This window comes from Acidovorax sp., assembly GCF_022763525.1.
Lineage (GTDB): Bacteria > Pseudomonadota > Gammaproteobacteria > Burkholderiales > Burkholderiaceae_C > Acidovorax.
Genome location: NZ_JALEGG010000152.1, coordinates 1 through 17458, shown reverse-complemented (window position 1 = coordinate 17458; position 17458 = coordinate 1). Strand labels below are relative to the sequence as shown.

Here is a 17458-nt window from a genome sequence, read left to right as displayed (position 1 = left end):
GAGCTCAAGGGGGCCGGCGACGCGGTCGCCACGCAGCAGTACGCTGATACCCAGCTCACGCCCCTGGTAGCGAACTACCTCAAGGCCCAGGACGACTTTGTGCAGGTGCTGCAAAAGCGGCGTGACGACAGCCGCGCCCAGGCCACTGAGCGGCGCGTGGCTTATGCCATCCAGGGATTGGTGGTCTCTGCGGTGCTGGTGGTGGTTGTGTTGCTGCTGGCCCGCACGCTCGTGCGCTCCATCACGGTGCCGCTGGATGAAGCCGTGGAAACCCTCGACGCCATCGCGGCCGGTGACCTCACGCGCGAGCTGCAGTCGTCGCGCAAGGACGAGTTCGGCCACATGCTGCGTTCGCTGTCATCCATGGCCACGCGCCTGCGGGGATTGGTGAGCGAGGTTCGTGGCGGCGTGGATTCGGTGTCCTCTGCTTCGGTTCAGATCGCCAACGGCAATCATGACTTGTCGGCCCGTACCGAGCAGACCGCCTCCAACCTGGAGGAAACGGCGGCCAGCATGGAAGAGCTCACCGCCACCGTCTCCCAGTCCGCCGACACGGCGCGCCAGGCCAACCAGCTGGCGGGCACTGCGGCGCAGGCGGCAGCGCGCGGCGGCGAAGTGGTGGGCCAAGTGGTGGCGAGCATGCAGCAGATCACCGAAAGCTCGCGCAAGATCAGCGACATCATCGGCGTGATCGACAGCATCGCCTTCCAGACCAACATCCTGGCGCTGAACGCGGCGGTGGAAGCCGCACGCGCCGGTGAGCAGGGCCGCGGCTTTGCCGTGGTGGCCAGCGAGGTGCGCAGCCTGGCCGGCCGCAGCGCAGAGGCCGCCAAGGAGATCAAGAACCTGATCAACGCCTCGGTCGAAAGCGTCGAGTCCGGCTCGGCCCAGGTCGCGCAGGCCGGGCAGACCATGGGTGAGATCGTCGCGAGCGTGCAGCGCGTGAGCGACCTCATCGGCGAGATCACCGCCTCGTCCACCGAGCAGCGCGACGGCATCGCGCAGGTCAACCAGGCCGTGACGCACCTGGACCAGATGACGCAGCAGAATGCGGCCCTGGTGGAGGAGTCCACCGCCGCCGCCGCCGCGATGCGGGACCAGGCGCAGCGGCTGGCCGAGGTGGTGTCGGTGTTCAACGTGGGTGCGGTGGCGGTGCGCGCGCCCGCTGCAGCGCCCCGGCCCGCGCCTGCTGCGGCGCCCCGGCCTGCCTCCGCCGTCAAGGCGGCCCCCAAGGCTGCGCGCGTGGCTGCGTCCACCAAGCCCGCTGGCGCACAGGCCCCGGCTGCGGCCCCGCGGCTGGCATCATCGGCAGCCCGTCCAGCTCCCTCGCCCACTTCCGCCCCGGCATCCGCGCCCCGCGCTGCGGCCACGGGCGGAGACGACGATTGGGAGAGCTTTTGAAGGCAGGCGAAGGCGAAAAAACAAAGGCAGCCCTGGCTGCCTTTTTCGTTGGAGCATCACCTCAAGGGATGGCCTGCATCACTCCCTGCGCCAGGTGAGGGTGCAGGCTTGGGGCAGACGCACTGGGGGCAAGGTCCTTCGGAGCAAGCACCTCAAATTTCCGCCCCTTCGACCAGGAACTGCACCTTCCGCTCGCCCTTCCACTCGTTCACATCCAGCCGGAAGGCCAGCACTACCCGCGCGGGCAGGGGTTCCGTGCGGCCGAACCAGATGGCATCCACCGGGTTGCCTTGGTGGATGATCTTGATGGAAAGGTGGTTCTTGGCCTCCCCCACCAGGCGCTGGCTCACGATCTGCACTTCCTCGCTGAAGGTGGGGGGCAAAAAGCCCTGGCCCCAGACCTCTCGGTGCAGGGTGTCCACGATGTCGGCGCGGCAGTATTCGGGAGCCAGGGGGCCGTCGGTCTCGATGCGGCGGGTGAGGGTGGCGGCGTCGAGCCACTCCTGCGCCACCTGGGCAAAGGCCTGCTCGAACACGTCAAACGCTTCCTCGGCCACCGTGCAGCCGGCCGCCATGGCGTGGCCGCCGAACTTGAGGATCACGCCCGGGTGGCGCTTGGCCACCAAATCCAACGCATCGCGCAGGTGAAAACCGGGGATGGAGCGGCCCGAGCCCTTGAGTTCGTGCTCCTTGCCCGGCGCGCTGCTGGCGGCAAACACAAAGGTGGGGCGGTGCAGCTTGTCCTTGATGCGGCTGGCCACGATGCCCACCACGCCCTCGTGGAAGTCGGGGTCGAACACGCTGATGGCGGGCGGGGGCTCCTCGCTCTCGTCGAACAGGCTCTCGGCCATCAGCATCGCCTGCTCGCGCATGCCGCTCTCGATGTCGCGGCGCTCGCGGTTGATGCCATCGAGCGTGGCGGCCAGCTCGGCGGCGCGGCCGGGGTCGTCGGTCAGCAGGCATTCAATGCCCAACGTCATGTCGGCCAGGCGCCCGGCGGCATTGATGCGCGGGCCCAGCGCAAAGCCGAAGTCGAACGTGGTGGCGGCCGGTGCTTTGCGGCCTGCGGCTTGGAAGAGGGCGGCAATGCCGGGCTGCATTTGCCCGGCGCGGATGCGCTTCAAGCCCTGCGCCACCAGGCGGCGGTTGTTGGCGTCGAGCTTGACCACGTCGGCCACCGTGCCCAGCGCCACCAGGGGGAGCAGCGCGTCCAGCTTGGGTTGGGTGGCTACGTCGAAAATCCCACGCGTGCGCAGCTCGGCCCGCAGCGCCAGCAGCACGTAGAACATCACGCCCACGCCCGCGATGCACTTGCTCTCGAACGCGCATTCGGGCTGGCTCGGGTTGACCAGGGCATCCGCCTGCGGCAGCACCGGGCCGGGCAGATGGTGATCGGTCACCACCACCGTGAGGCCCAGCGCCTTGGCCTCGGCCACGCCCTCGACGCTGGCGATGCCGTTGTCCACGGTGATGAGCACGTCGGCGCCGCGCTCCTTGACGCGGCGGGCGATGGGCGGGGTGAGGCCGTAGCCGTCGGTCACGCGGTCGGGTACCAGGTAGTCCACGTGCTGCGCGCCCAGCATGCGCAGGCCGCGCACGCCCACCGCGCAGGCGGTGGCGCCATCGCAGTCGTAGTCGGCCACGATCACCATGCGCCGGTGCTGCTGCAAGGCGTCGGCCAGCACGCGGGCGGCCGTATCAATGCCCTTGAGCCCGCTGGGCGGCAAGAGGCGCGCCAGGCCGTCGTCCAGCTCGTCCTTGGCCCGCACGCCGCGCGCCGCGTACAGGCGCGCCAGCAGCGGGTGCACGCCGGCCTGCTCCAGCGCCCAGGCGGCGCGTGGGGGGATGTCTCTTGCTACTATTTTCATAGCTGGTTGCGCAGATCCATCAAGCGCTGGGGCCTGAAAAGGCTTTGAAAACGCTGGGCCAGCGAGCGCGGCGCGGTGTGGAAAGCCAGCGCGCCGCGTTCGCCGCACAGGGTCAGCTGCACCGGAGTGCCTTTCTCGGCTTGGCGCAGCAGGTCGGCCACGGGGCCGGCGTCCAGCGCCGTCCAGGCCTCAGCCCAGGCGCGCCAGTCTTCGCGCAACGCGGCGTCGCGCAGCGTGGTGGGCATGAGCGGGGCCGCAGAAAGCGTGGGCGCTGGCTGCGGCAGCGCGCCGGTGCCGTGCACCCAGAACGAGTTGACCACCGGCAGGCCGCGCGCGGTGCGCTCGTCGTTGAAGGCGTGGGTGTACAGCAGCATCTGCATCTCGCTGTGCAGGCGGTGCAGGGTGCGGGCCTGCTTGGCGTCGGGCATCCAGGCGCGCACGTCGCGCAGCAGCACGCGTTCGAGCGAGGCGGTGGCCAGGCCAGCAAACAGCGCCCCGCTGGCCAGCCAGCGGGTAGGCTCGTCGTAGTGCAGGGTGATGCCGTCTTCGGCAAACCACGGCGCCACGATGGCCAGCAACGCGCGCGAGGCGGTTTCGTCCAGGCCGAGTTGCGCTGGGTCGCGCAGGGTGACGTGGTCAGTGCTCACCTGCCACTGGCAGGGCGTGACAAAGGCCCAGGCCTGGCCGTCAGCCGGCGTGCCCTGCTGGTGGCGGTGCCAGGCGGCCCAGGGCGTGCGGCCGTCCTCGGCCGGAAGTCGCAGGGCGCGGGCCAGGGCGCGTTCGTGGGGGGGGGAGAAGCTCGTTTCCTCGGCGCTGTCGCTGTGGGCGGGATGGGGGCTGAGCCGGGCCAGCAGCCGATCCAGATGGGGCAGGGCCAGGCCCTGCAGGGCTTGCTGGCATCCGTCTGCGGCGCTGGCCGCGTGGGGGATGATGAGCAAAGGGTGGGTGTCTGACATGGGCCTATTGTCCGGGATGCCACAATCTGCCCGCCCCGGACCAGGCATCCCGCCTGCCGGGCCCTCCTGTCTGATTCATGAAAATCCCCTACGAACTGGCCTTGGGCTGGCGCTACACGCGCGCGGGCCGCGCCACGCGGCGCAACGGCTTCATCTCCTTCATCTCGGGCGTGTCCATGCTGGGCATCGCGCTCGGTGTGGCGGCCCTCATCATCGTGCTGAGCGTGATGAACGGCTTTCAAAAGGAAGTGCGCGACCGCATGCTCAGTGTGGTCTCGCACATCGAGATCTTTGCACCCCAGGGCGCCGCGCTGCCCGACCCGGCGCGCACGCTGGCCGAGGCGAAGCAGAACCCCAACGTGGTGGGTGCGGCTCCCTTTGTGGCGGCGCAGGCCTTGCTGGCGCGCGGCGAGGACATGAAGGGCGCACTGGTGCGCGGCATCGACCCGGCGCTGGAGGGCGCAGTGACCGACCTGGCGGCCACCAACGAGCAAGTGCTGCAGCAGCTGGTGCCCGGCGAGTTCCGCGTGGTGCTGGGCGGCGAGCTGGCCCGCACGCTGGGCGTTCGGGCGGGCGATGCCGTCACGCTCATCGCCCCGGCGGGACAGGTGACCCCAGCGGGCGTGGTGCCGCGCCTGAAACAGATGACGGTGGCCGGCACCTTCGACTCGGGCCACTATGAATACGACTCGGCCCTGGTGCTGCTGCACCATGAGGATGCGCAGCGCATCTTCCGTCTGGAGGGGCCTACCGGCGTGCGCCTCAAGCTCAAGGACCTGCACCAAGCGCGCGAAGTGGCGCAGCAGCTGGCGCAGTCCCTGAGCGGGCAATTGCTGATCCGCGACTGGACCCAGCAAAACCGCACGTGGTTCGCCGCCGTGCAGCTCGAAAAGCGCATGATGTTCATCATCCTCACGCTCATCGTGGCGGTGGCCGCGTTCAACCTGGTGTCCACCCTGGTGATGACCGTGACCGACAAGCGGGCCGACATCGCCATCCTGCGCACCCTGGGCGCCAGCCCGAAAAGCATCATGGGCATCTTCGTGGTGCAGGGCGCCATGGTGGGCGTGATCGGGACGGCCGTGGGCCTGCTGCTGGGCCTGGGTGTTGCGTTCAACATCGACGTGATCGTGCCTGCCATCGAGCGGGCGCTGAACGCGAGCTTCCTGCCCAAGGACATTTACCTCATCAGCAAGATGCCCAGCGAGCCGCAAAGCAGCGACATCGTGCCGATTGGCGTCATCTCGCTGGTGCTCGCCTTTGTGGCGACCCTGTATCCCAGCTGGCGCGCCAGCCGTGTGAACCCTGCCGAGGCTCTTCGCTATGAATAACGTAGCTGCTAGCGCAATCCAGTCAAGGGCTGGAGGCCAAAATGACGTAAATAAGGAAGTGGTGCTGGAGGCGAAGGGCCTGACCAAGCGCTTCACTGAAGGCCGACTTGATGTGACGGTGCTCCAGGGCGTGGACCTGCAGATCCGCGCCGGTGAAACCGTGGCCATTGTGGGTGCGTCGGGCTCGGGCAAGAGCACCTTGCTGCATTTGCTGGGCGGGCTGGATGCGCCGACCGCCGGTTCGGTGCGGCTCAAGGGGGCCGAGCTGTCGGCGCTGTCGCCCCAGCAGCAGGGCCAGCTTCGCAATCAGCACCTGGGGTTCATCTACCAGTTCCACCACCTGCTGCCCGAGTTCAGTGCGCTGGACAACGTGGCCATGCCGCTGCGCATTCGCCGCCTGCCTTCTGCACAAGCTCACCAGGAGGCCGCGCAAGTGCTGGCGTCCGTGGGGCTCAAGGAGCGCCTTCATCACCGTCCTGCGGAGCTTTCGGGCGGCGAGCGCCAGCGGGTGGCCATTGCCCGCGCCCTGGTCACCCGCCCGGCCTGCGTTCTCGCGGACGAGCCGACCGGAAATCTCGACCGCAGTACGGCCGATGGCGTGTTCGACCTGATGCTGCGGCTGGCGCGCGACCATGGCACGGCGTTTGTGATGGTGACGCACGACGAGTCGCTGGCGGCGCGGTGTGGGCGGGTGCTGAGGTTGGTATCGGGGGTTCTGGGTTGATTTGGGGTTGTGGCGCTTGTGGGTAAAGCACTGAACGCTTTGTTTTTGTAGCTATTGGTGCCTGCGAGCCCGCCGTTCGGGTTGCGCTTGTCGATGCGATGGTGCCTCGGTCCGTACAGCCAACCCAAAAGAAAGGGACTCGCCCGCCGGGGGCGACATCCCGGCCTGCGCCTCCAGCCAAGGCATGCTGCCGATCAGCGAGCTTGCGAACGCGCCCCGGCTTCGACAAGCTCAGCCGCGAACGGGCGGAGGCAACGGCGATCCGCTCTCAACCCCAACCCCAACCCGCTCACAACCTCCCCAACGCCCTCAACACATTCTCCGCCGTCGCTGGCGCCGTCAACACCACCGGCTCCGTGGCCACCTTCCCCGCACGCCCCGCAGCGACGGCATTGCGCAGCGCCTCGTACACGCTGATCGCCAGCATGAACGGCGGCTCGCCCACGGCCTTGCTGCCGCCCACGTTGTCTTCGCGGTTCGCCTCGGGCCACAGCTCCACCTTGAAGTGGGCCGGGATGTCGCCTGTGGCCGGGATCTTGTAGGTGCTGGGCGCGTGGGTGGACAGGTACCCCTTGTCGTTCCACACCAACTGCTCGGTGGTGAGCCAGCCCATGCCCTGCACAAAGCCGCCCTCGATCTGGCCGATGTCGATGGCCGGGTTGATGCTGTGGCCCACGTCGTGCAGGATGTCCACGCGCAGCACACGGCTCTCGCCGGTGAGCGTGTCGATGACCACTTCGGAGCATGCCGCGCCATAGGCGAAGTAGTAGAACGGCCGGCCGGTGAGCGTGGTCTTGTCGTAGTGGATCTTGGGCGTGCGGTAGAAACCGTCGCTCCACAGTTGGATGCGGTTGGCGTACGCTTCCTTCACCACATCTTCGAACCGGCGCACCTTTTTCGGAGAGATCACTTGGCCGCCTTCGAAGCGGATGGCGCCCGCGCCGCAGCCGTCCAGACCGCACACGAAGGATGCAATGTTGTCGCGCACGTTGCGCGCCGCAAACTGCGCCGCACGGCCGTTCAGGTCGGTGCCACTGCTGGCGGCGGTGGCGCTGGCGTTGGGCACCTTGCTGGTGTCGCTGGCGGTGACCAGCACGCGGTGCAGGGGCACGCCCAGTTCGTCGGCCACGATCTGCGCCACTTTGGTGTGCAGGCCCTGGCCCATTTCGGTGCCGCCGTGGTTCACCTGCACGCTGCCGTCGGTGTACACGTGCACCAGCGCGCCGGCCTGGTTGAACAGCGTGGCCGTGAAGCTGATGCCGAATTTGACCGGCGTGATGGCCATGCCGCGCTTGAGCACGGGCTGCTGCGCGTTCCAGGCGGCGATGTCGGCCTGGCGGCGTCGATAGTCGGCGCTTTGCTCCAGCTGCGGCAGCAATGCGTGCAGGATGTTGTCCTCCACGGTCATCTGGTAGTGCGTGATGTTGCGGCCTTCCCCTGCGTTCTTGCCGTACAGGTTGGCCATGCGCACGTCGTGCGCATCGCGGCCCAGCGCGCGGGCAATGTCGCCCAGGATGGCCTCGATCACGATCACGCCCTGCGGGCCGCCAAAACCGCGAAATGCCGTGTGGCTCTGGGTGTTCGTCTTGCAGCGGTACGAGGCGATCTCCACATCGCTCAGGTAGTACGCGTTGTCGGCATGGAACACGGCGCGGTCGGCCACGGGGCCGGACAGGTCGGCGCTGAAACCGCAATTGGCGGCCATCTGCAGCTTCAGGCCCGTGATGCGGCCGGCGTCGTCAAAACCCACGTCGTACTCGTAGGCGAAAGGGTGGCGCTTGCCGGTGACCATGAAGTCGTCGTCGCGGTCCAGCCGCAGCTTGACGGGGCGGCCCAGCTTGTTCGCCGCCACGGCAGCCCACACGGCCAGGTGGCCGGCCTGTGTCTCCTTGCCGCCAAAGCCGCCGCCCATGCGCCGGCACTCGACCTTGACGGCGTGGTTGTCGATACCCAGAGCGTGCGCCACCCAGTGCTGCACTTCGCCGGGGTGCTGGGTGCTGGAATAGATCCACCACTGCCTTTGCTCCAGCGGCAGCGCGTAGGCGATCTGGCCTTCCAGGTAGAAGTGCTCTTGCCCACCCACCTCGAACGCGCCCTGCAGGCGGTGCGCGGATTGCGCCAGGCCCTGTGCGGCATCGCCCCGGCGCACGAAGACGGGGGGCAGCACAAAGCTCTGGGCCTTCAGGGCCTCCTGCACGCTGAGGATGGCGGGCAGGGGGGTGATGTCGAGCTGCACGGCGCGCGCGGCGCGGCGCGCCTGCATCACCGATTCGGCCACCACCAGCCCGATGACCTGGCCGACGTGCTGCACGGTGTCCGTGGCAAACACTGGCTCGTCGTGCGCGAAGGCGGCCAGCAGCTTGTCGCCGGGCACGTCCTGTGCCAGGACCACGCCGCGCACGCCCGGCAGGGCGGCGGCGGCGGTGGTGTCCACGCCGTTCAGCGCGCCGTGCGCCACGGTGGAGAGGATGGGGGCGGCGTACAGCGTGCCCTTCACCTCGGGCAGGTCATCGATGTAGTGGGCGCTGCCGGCCACCTGGGCCCGGGCGCTTTCGTGAAAGTGCGGCTGGCCCATGGCGCGCACCGTGGCGGGGGCACTTGCCTGGGGTGGTGCGGCAGGGGCGTCGGCGTGGGCGTCGGCGGCGAGGGCCACCGGGTCGTCCACCGCATCGCGGCTCAGGGGCAGGGATGGGTCTCGCTGGTTCATGCCAGGGCCTCCAGGCGGAAGTTCTCCACGCTCACGGCCTCTTCGCCCTGGCTCTCGTGCCAGAAACGTTGCAGCAGGCTGGCCAGTACGGTGCGGCGGTAGGCGCCGCTGGCGCGCATGTCGGAGATGGGGCTGAATTCGGCCTGCAGCGCTTGCGCGGCGCGGGCGATGGTGTCGGCCGTCCACGGCTGGCCCGTCAGCGCGGCTTCGGTTTGGCGGGCACGCGCGGGGGTGGCGGCCACGCCGCCTGCGCCAATGCTGGCGCGGCGCACCACGTCGCCTTCGATGTCCAGATGGACGGCCAGGCAGACGGCGGAGATGTCGTCGTCGAAGCGCTTGGAGATCTTGTAGGCCCGCAAGAAATTGGCCCCCACGTTCCCCATTGCGTGTGGTTCGCTGCCCCCCGAGGGGGCGCTCGCCGCCTTGGGGCGGCCCGGCGGCGGCTCGGCCGCGGTGACACCGGGGCGCGGCACCACGATGCGCACCAGCAGCTCATCGGGGGCCATCACGTTCTGCCGGTAGCCGGTGTACAGGTCTTCCAGTGCCAGGGTTCGCTCGCCGCGCGCGCTGCTGGCCAGCACCACCTGGGCGCGCAGGGCGATGAGCAGTGGCATCGAATCACCAATGGGCGAGCCGTTGGCTACGTTGCCGCCCAGCGTTCCGGAGTTGCGCACGGGCAGCCCGGCAAAGCGCTGGGCAAAGCTGCGCAACTGCGGCCACTGCGCCGCCAGCGCGGCAAAGGCGTCCGTGAGCGTGACGGCCGCACCAATGGCAATGTGCCGCGCATCTTGGTGCACCTCCCGCAACTCGGCCGCGCGCGTCACGTCCAGGATCTGTGCGTACTGCTTGTGCTGCTTGGTCACCCACAGGCCCACGTCGGTGCAGCCGGCCACCACCTGCGCGGCCGGGTGCGCGGCGCGTGCGGCCAGCAGGGCGGGCAGGGAGGTGGGGGCGATATAAGAAGAATTGGCCTCTGGCGCTTGTCTGGATTGCGCGAGTAGCTCCAGTTTTTGTAGCAATTCGGCTTCGTTGACGACCACGGGCGGCAGGTGGGCCATCTGCTGCGCGGCATCCAGGATGGGGCGGTAGCCGGTGCAGCGGCACAGGTTGCCCGAGAGCTCCTGCTGCGCCAGATCCCGGGTGATGGGCATGACCGCACCCTGCGCGGGCATGCGGCCGCCGGCGGCAGGCAGCGAGGGGGCCACATGGTTCTGGTACATGCCGAACAAGCTCATCACGAAGCCCGGCGTGCAGAAGCCGCACTGGGAGCCGTGGCACTGCACCATCGCCTCCTGTGCCGGATGCAGTGCCGGGCCGCAGGCCGCGGCTGCAGGCGCATCGCCCACCGGCTGGATCAATGGATCTTCCGCCAGGTCTTCCACCGTCCACAGCGCCATCCCGTCAATGGAATGCGCCAGGCGGATGCAGCTGTTGATGGCGCTGTAGTGCACCTTGCCGCCGCGCGCCTCGCCCAGTACCACGGTGCAGGCGCCGCAGTCGCCTTCGCCGCAGCCCTCCTTGGTGCCCGTGCAGCCCAGGTCCTCGCGCAGCACCTCCAGCAGCGTGCGGTCGGGTGGTACATTGCCCAGCGCCACGGGCTGGCCTCGGCGCAAGAATTGCAAGGGTCGTGTTGTCATGACAAGGGTCGCTTGGGTGGTCTTCGGGTCGTTGCGTTCAGCGCGTTCGTCAGAGGGTAGAGCGCGAGCGTTCAGCCGGCATAACCGCAAGCTTATGGCACCTATGTACCCACCGCTATGAGAGACCACGCCCTTTTCGACAAGATAGACCTCCATCTCATAAGGGTCTTGCACACCGTGTTGACTGAACGCAGCGTATCGAGGGCCGCCGTGCGGCTGGGCATGCACCAGCCCGCCGTGTCGGCCGCGCTCAAGCGCCTGCGCGATCTGGCGGATGATCCGCTCCTGGTGCGATCGGGCGCGGCAATGATGCCCACCGACGCCGCGCTGCGCATGGTGGAGCCGGCCGCCGCCATCCTGCGCTCGGCCGAGGCGCTGTTTTCCGACGCGCGCGGGTTCGACCCGCGCACCTCCACCCGCACCTTTCGCGTGGCGGCCAGCGACTACCTGGACCCGCTTTTCCTGCCCCAGCTCGTGGCCCGCATCAAGGTGGAAGCGCCGCTGTGCCCCATCGAGATCCTGCCGTTGTCGGCCGACGCGCACTACCACGCGCACTTGGCGCAAGGCGAGGTGGACGTGGTGATCGGCAACTGGCCGCAGCCGCCCGAAGACCTGCACATGGGCCGCCTGTTTGGCGACGAGGTGGTGTGCCTGGTCGGCAAGGATCACCCCGCCGTGCGGCGCGGCTGGGACGTGGAAAGCTGGCTGGCGGCCGAGCACATCGCCCCCACGCCCACCCACCCTGGTGCGCGCGGCGTGATCGACGCGCACCTGGACGGCCTGGGCATGCAGCGCCAGATCACGGCACGCTGTGCGCATTTCAGCCTGATCCCCAGCATCGTGGCCTCCAGCTTGCTGGTGCTGACCACGGGCCGCCAGTATTGCGAACGCTATGTGGACCAGCTGCCGGTGGCCATCCTGCCGTGCCCCGTGCCGTTTCCGCGCCTGATGTACTACCAGCTGTGGCATGCACGCACCCACCATTCGGCCGCCGCCGCCTGGCTGCGCGACTGCGTGAAAGCCGTGGCGGCTTCGCTACGAAAACAATAGCTGTCAGCGTAGTCTGAACAAGCGCCAGAAGGCAAAATCATTCAAATTACAAGCTGAAAAACTGAGAGACAATCGCCGCATGAGTTCACCACCCAACCCCACCGCACCGGGCGCAACGCCGCCGCCGCGGCTGCAGCTCGTGGGCATCACCAAGCGCTACCCGGCCGTGGTGGCCAACAGCGGCGTGTCACTCACGGTGCAGCCGGGCGAGATCCATGCCGTGCTGGGCGAGAACGGCGCGGGCAAGTCCACGCTGATGAAGATCATCTACGGCTCGGTCAAGCCCGACGAAGGCAGCGTGTACTTCAATGGCCAGGCCGTGCAGGTGCGCAACCCGCAGGAGGCGCGCAGCCTGGGCATTGCCATGGTGTTCCAGCACTTCAGCCTGTTCGATACGCTCACCGTGGCCGAAAACGTGTGGCTGGGGCTGGACAAGAGCCTCACGCTTTCAGAAGTCACCCAGCGCATCACCGCCAAGGCCGCCGAATACGGCCTCGATATCGACCCGCTGCGCCCGGTGCACACCCTGAGCGTGGGCGAGATGCAGCGGGTGGAAATCATTCGCGCGCTGCTCACCAACCCCAAGCTGCTCATCCTGGACGAACCCACATCGGTGCTCACGCCGCAGGCTGTCGAAAAGCTCTTCGTGGTGCTGCGCCAACTGGCCAGCGAGGGCTGCAGCATCCTCTACATCAGCCACAAGCTGCACGAAATCCGCGCGCTGTGCACGGCGTGCACCGTGCTGCGCGGCGGCAAGGTCACCGGCGTGTGCAATCCGGCCGAGGAGTCGAATGCCTCGCTCTCGCGCCTGATGATCGGCGCCGAGCCGCCGGCCCTCACGCACCGCGCCGTGCAGGCGGGCGCCACCGTGCTGCGGGTGCATGGGCTCAGCCTGCCGCGCGCCGACCAGTTCGGCGTGGACCTCATCGACATCGAATTTGAAGTGCGCTCGGGCGAGGTGGTGGGCATTGCGGGCGTGTCGGGCAACGGGCAGAAGGAGCTGCTCTATGCCCTGTCCGGCGAAGACCAGCGGGCGGAGGCCGGCAGCATCCAGGTGGCTGGCCGAGATGCAGGCCACATGGCCCCCGGCCCGCGCCGCGCGCTGGGCCTGCACTTTGTGCCCGAAGAGCGTTTGGGCCGTGGCGCCGTGCCCACGATGGGTCTCGCGCACAACCTCCTGCTCACGCGCACCAACGCAGTCGGCGGCAGTGGCTGGATCAAGGTGCGCGCGCTGCAAAAGCACGCCGAGGACATCATCGCGCGCTTCAACGTAAAGGCCGGCGGCCCGCATGCAGCGGCCAAGTCCCTGTCGGGCGGCAACCTGCAGAAGTTCATCGTGGGGCGCGAGATCGACGCGAGCCCCAAGTTGCTCATCGTCTCGCAGCCCACCTGGGGCGTGGACGTAGGCGCCGCCGCGCAGATTCGCGGCGCCATCCTGGCGCTGCGCGATGCGGGCTGCGCGGTGTTGGTGGTGAGCGAGGAGCTGGACGAATTGTTTGAAATCTGCGACCGGCTGCATGTGGTGGCCAAGGGGCACCTGTCGCCCTCCGTTCAGCGCGCCGACGCGACCGTGGAGCGCATTGGCGAATGGATGAGCGGCCTGTGGCATGCCGACGTGCAGGCCCATCTGGCCCAGGCCGCCACCGGGGAGGCGCAGCATGCTTAAGCTCGAACCGCGCCCCCAGGCGTCGAATCTCTGGACCTACGGCTCACCCCTGCTCGCGCTGGCCTTCACGGTGCTCATCGGCATCGCGCTGTTCGTGGCGCTGGGCAAGGATCCGGTGCGCGGCCTGCAGGTGTTCTTCTGGGAGCCCATTAAGTCGCAGTACGCCATCGGCGAACTCATGGTCAAGGCCACGCCGCTGTTGCTCATTGCGCTGGGACTGGCCGTGTGCTTTCGCTCCAACGTGTGGAACATCGGCGCCGAAGGGCAGTTTGTCATCGGTGCCGTGATGGCGGGCGGCGTGGCGCTGCTGGCCGACAAGACCACCGGTCCCTGGATCGTGCCGGCCATTTTGCTGGCCGGCGTGCTGGGCGGCATGGTGTGGGCGGGGCTCACGGCGCTGCTGCGCGACAAGTTCAATGCCAACGAAATCCTGGTGAGCCTGATGCTCGTCTATGTGGCCACCCTGGTGCTGGGCTACCTGGTCTACGGTCCCTGGAAGGACCCCATGGGCTACAACTTCCCGCAGACGAAGACGTTCGAGAAAGTGACGCAGATTCCGCGCCTGATGCAGGGGTCGCGCGTGTCCATCGGGCTTCTGCTGGCGCTGGCCGGTGCTGCGGCGCTGTGGGTGTTCCTGTTTCGCACACGCGCGGGTTTTGCGCAGCAGGTGGGCGGGCTGGCACCGGCGGCGGCGCGCTATGCCGGGTTCTCCTCGCGCAAGGCGCTGTGGACGGCGCTGCTGGTATCCGGTGGCGCCGCTGGTCTGGCGGGTGCGCTGGAGGTGGCGGGGCCCATTGGCCAGCTCACGCCTTACGTGCCCGCGGGCTACGGCTTCGCGGCCATCATCGTGGCGTTCGTGGGGCGGCTGCACCCGGTGGGCATGATTCTTTCGGCCATCCTCATGAGCATGTTCTACATCGGCGGCGAGCTGGCGCAGTCGCGCCTGGGCCTGCCCAAATCGCTGACCGGTGTGTTCCAGGGCTTGCTGCTGTTCACGCTGCTGGCTTGCGACACCTTGATCGCGTACCGCGTTCGTTGGGTCGGTACCAAGAAGGCGGTGGCGTGATGGAATCGTACGCACTCCTCATCGGCGCCACACTGAGCGCAGGCACCGTGTTGGCTATCGCCGCGCTGGGCCTGCTCATCAATGAGAAGGCCGGCATCGTCAACCTGGGGGCTGAGGGCATGATGCTCTGCGCGGCCATCGCGGGCTTTGCCACCGTGGTGCACACCGGCAACACCTGGCTGGGCTTTGCTGCGGGCATGGCCGCGGGCGCCGCGCTGGCCGCCATTTTCGGCGTGCTGGTGATCTGGCTCAACACCAACCAGTACGCCACCGGGCTGGCGCTGAGCCTGTTCGGCGTGGGCTTCTCGGCGTTTGCGGGTATCAGCTACGTGCAGGCCAAGCTGCCCGAACTGCCCAAGTACATCGTGCCGGTCCTGGGCGAGGTGCCCCTGCTGGGGGCAGCGCTGTTCCAGCAGCATCCGCTGGTCTACCTGACCATGGTGCTGGTGGCCGCGCTGATCTGGTTCCTCTACCGCTCGCGCGCCGGGCTGGTGCTGCGCTCGGTGGGCGAGTCGCCCGAATCCGCGCATGCGCTGGGCTACCCCGTGCGCCGCATTCGCCTGGCGGCCGTGGTGGCGGGCGGGGCGCTGTGCGGCCTCTCGGGCGCCTACATCTCGACGGTGTACACGCCGCTGTGGGTGGAGGGCATGGTGGCCGGCCGTGGGTGGATCGCACTGGCCCTCACCACCTTTGCCACCTGGCGCCCGGCACGCGTGTTGCTTGGTGCCTACCTGTTTGGCGGGGTGACCATGCTGCAGTTCCATCTGCAGGCCACCGGCGTGCAGGTGGCCAGCCAGTTGCTGTCCATGCTGCCGTACCTGGCCACCATCGTGGTGCTGGCGCTGATCTCGCGCAATCCGGCGTGGATCCGCGTCAACATGCCGGCCTCGCTGGGCAAGCCGTTCTACCCAGGGTCCTGAGGTGGTTTGAGCGCCAAGACAAATGTTTACCAGTTGGTCAATCGCCCCATAATCGCTGTTTTCGTCCCCCAACCTTTGCAAGTCTTACTTTTCGACAAGGAAACCGACATGACTGATCTGCAGAAACGCTCCCTGCTCAAGGTGGCAGCGCTCTCCGCCGTGGCCGCCGCTGCCCTGGTGGGATGCGGCAAGAAGGAGGAGCCGGCTCCGGCGCCAGCCCCCGCGCCGGCCCCTGCTGCTGAAGCCCCTGCACCCAAGCCCGAGCCTCTGAAGATCGCTTTTGCCTATGTGGGTCCCGTCGGCGACGGGGGCTGGTCGTTTGCCCACGACAACGGCCGCAAGGCCATCGAGAAGGAATTCGGCGACAAGGTGGTGACGAGCTTTGTGGAAAGCGTGCCCGAGTCTGCCGACGCCGAGCGCGTGCTGCGCGACCTGGCCGGCCAGGGCAACAAGCTGATCTTCGGCACCACCTTCGGCTACATGGAGTCCATGCTCAAGGTCGCCGCCGACAACCCCGGCATCAAGTTTGAGCATGCCACCGGCTACAAGACCGCCGACAACATGCGCACTTATGACAGCCGCACCTACGAAGGTGCGTACATGGCGGGCGTGATCGCCGGCGCCATGACCAAGTCCAACACCCTGGGCGTGGTCGGCTCGGTGCCAATCCCTGAAGTGATCCGCAACATCAACAGCTTCACGCTGGGTGCCCAGTCGGTCAACCCCAAGATCAAGACCAAGGTGGTGTGGGTGAACGAATGGTTCAGCCCGCCCAAGGAAACCGAGGCTGCCACCAGCCTGATCAACGGCGGCGCCGACGTGCTGTTCCAGAACACTGACTCGCCCGCCGTGCTGAAGACGGCGCAAGAAAAGGGCAAGCGCGCCTTTGGCTGGGATTCGGACATGACCGCCTACGGCCCCAAGGCCCACTTGGCATCGGCCATCATCAACTGGGGGCCTTACTACATCAAGGCCACCAAGGACGCCCTGGAAGGCACCTGGAGCACCGGCCAGGCCTGGTGGGGTGTGAAGGAAGGCGCGATCGACATCGTCTCCATCGCGGAAGACGTGCCGGCCGAAACCAAGGCCAAGGTCGAGGAAGTGAAGAAGGGCCTGGCCGACGGCAGCTTCCAGATCTGGAAGGGCCCGATCGTGGGCCAGGACGGCAAGGAAGTGCTGGCGAAGGGCGCAGTGGCCGACGACAAGTTCCTCGGCGGCATCAACTTCTACGTCAAGGGCGTGGAAGGCAAGATCCCCGGCGGCGACAAGAAGTAAGCCGCACGTGTGACCATGGCAGGCGCCTCCGGGCGTTTGCCTTCCGGGGCCGCTTCTTGCGGCCCTTTTCGTTGGTGCCATGCCGGTGCATGATGTGCCATCTCCGCTAAAACAAGAGGCCAGACCGCGATGTTCAAAGTCCCACCCATCTCCACCGAACGCCTGCCTGCACTCTTGCGTGCCATGCCCAAGGCCGAACTGCACATCCACATTGAAGGCTCCCTGGAGCCGGAGCTGATTTTTGCTTTGGCCCAACGCAATGGACTGAACTTGCCGTATGCCAATGTCGAGGCCCTGCGCAGCGCCTACGCGTTCAGCAACCTGCAGAGCTTTCTCGACATCTACTACGCTGGCGCCAGCGTGCTGCTGCACGAGCAGGATTTCTACGACATGGCGCGAGCCTACCTGGCCCGTGCCGCGCGCGACAACGTGCTGCATGCCGAGATCTTTTTCGACCCCCAGACGCACACCGAGCGCGGCGTGGCGATGGAAACCGTCATCAACGGCCTGCACCGGGCCTGCCAGGATGCGCGCACCGAGCTGGGCATCAGCGCCACGCTGATCCTGTGCTTCCTGCGCCACCTGAGTGAGGAGTCGGCGTTTGAAACCCTGGAACAGGCGATGCCGATGATCGACAAGATCGTGGGCGTGGGGCTTGATTCCAGCGAGGTAGGCCATCCGCCCGAGAAGTTTGCCCGCGTGTTTGCGCGCTGCCGCGAACTGGGCCTGCACCTGGTGGCCCACGCGGGCGAGGAGGGCCCGCCTGCCTATATCTGGAGCGCGCTCGATGGGCTCACGGTCGAGCGCATCGACCATGGGGTGCAGGCCGTGCACGACGCAGCGCTGATGCAGCGCCT

At 67.7% G+C, this 17458-nt stretch carries 13 protein-coding genes; 9 read left to right on the top strand and 4 right to left on the bottom strand.

The features are described from left to right. The coding region (locus MRY84_RS11610; protein WP_291505885.1) for a methyl-accepting chemotaxis protein at positions 1-1401 on the top strand (1401 nt) is incomplete at its 5' end. 152 nt (positions 1402-1553) lie between these two features. On the opposite strand, the gene recJ is transcribed toward MRY84_RS11610, so the two are convergent. Together recJ and MRY84_RS11600 are read right to left on the bottom strand one after the other, a co-directional pair. Beyond that, positions 1554-3269 carry a single-stranded-DNA-specific exonuclease RecJ gene (recJ, locus tag MRY84_RS11605; RefSeq protein WP_291505884.1) on the bottom strand — a complete coding sequence of 572 codons (1716 nt, stop codon included), beginning with the start codon at positions 3267-3269 and terminating at the stop codon, positions 1554-1556. Then, positions 3266-4225 carry a phosphoglycerate mutase gene (locus MRY84_RS11600; protein WP_291505883.1) on the bottom strand — a complete coding sequence of 320 codons (960 nt, stop codon included), beginning with the start codon at positions 4223-4225 and terminating at the stop codon, positions 3266-3268. The genes recJ and MRY84_RS11600 overlap by 4 nt, the downstream gene beginning before the upstream one ends. 77 nt (positions 4226-4302) lie before the next feature. Here MRY84_RS11600 and MRY84_RS11595 point away from each other — a divergent pair, with 77 nt between their 5' ends. Then, positions 4303-5556: a lipoprotein-releasing ABC transporter permease subunit gene (locus MRY84_RS11595; RefSeq protein WP_291505882.1), complete on the top strand. Its 1254-nt coding sequence runs from the start codon at positions 4303-4305 to the stop codon at positions 5554-5556. Then, positions 5549-6280, top strand: coding sequence for a lipoprotein-releasing ABC transporter ATP-binding protein LolD (gene lolD, locus MRY84_RS11590; protein WP_291505881.1), 732 nt, complete (start codon positions 5549-5551; stop codon positions 6278-6280). The genes MRY84_RS11595 and lolD overlap by 8 nt, the downstream gene beginning before the upstream one ends. 289 nt (positions 6281-6569) lie before the next feature. Here lolD and xdhB read toward each other — a convergent pair whose 3' ends face one another. Continuing rightward, positions 6570-8987 carry a xanthine dehydrogenase molybdopterin binding subunit gene (gene xdhB / locus MRY84_RS11585; protein WP_291505880.1) on the bottom strand — a complete coding sequence of 806 codons (2418 nt, stop codon included), beginning with the start codon at positions 8985-8987 and terminating at the stop codon, positions 6570-6572. Further along, positions 8984-10624 (bottom strand): FAD binding domain-containing protein, encoded by a 1641-nt coding sequence (locus tag MRY84_RS11580; RefSeq protein WP_291505879.1) that lies wholly within the window; start codon positions 10622-10624, stop codon positions 8984-8986. Before MRY84_RS11580 ends, xdhB begins: the two co-directional genes overlap by 4 nt. A 117-nt stretch (positions 10625-10741) precedes the next feature. Between MRY84_RS11580 and MRY84_RS11575 the strand changes: the two genes are divergently transcribed. From MRY84_RS11575 to add, 6 genes are all read left to right on the top strand, one after another. Further along, the gene (locus MRY84_RS11575; protein WP_142144053.1) at positions 10742-11674 is read left to right on the top strand and encodes a LysR family transcriptional regulator; all 933 of its coding nucleotides are present in this window, start codon (positions 10742-10744) and stop codon (positions 11672-11674) included. A gap of 79 nt (positions 11675-11753) precedes the next feature. Then, positions 11754-13340: an ABC transporter ATP-binding protein gene (locus MRY84_RS11570; protein WP_291505878.1), complete on the top strand. Its 1587-nt coding sequence runs from the start codon at positions 11754-11756 to the stop codon at positions 13338-13340. Beyond that, entirely contained in the window at positions 13333-14406 is a 1074-nt protein-coding gene (locus MRY84_RS11565; RefSeq protein WP_291505877.1) for an ABC transporter permease, read from the top strand. The genes MRY84_RS11570 and MRY84_RS11565 overlap by 8 nt, the downstream gene beginning before the upstream one ends. After that, a complete protein-coding gene (locus MRY84_RS11560; protein WP_291505876.1) occupies positions 14406-15326 on the top strand; it encodes an ABC transporter permease in 921 nt (306 codons plus the stop codon). The genes MRY84_RS11565 and MRY84_RS11560 overlap by 1 nt, the downstream gene beginning before the upstream one ends. Before the next feature lie 108 nt (positions 15327-15434). Then, complete coding sequence (locus MRY84_RS11555; RefSeq protein WP_291505875.1) at positions 15435-16601, top strand: BMP family ABC transporter substrate-binding protein; 1167 nt, start codon at positions 15435-15437, stop codon at positions 16599-16601. Positions 16602-16730: 129 nt separating this feature from the next. Next, positions 16731-17458: adenosine deaminase (gene add / locus MRY84_RS11550; protein WP_291505874.1), on the top strand; the 728-nt coding region annotated here is incomplete at its 3' end.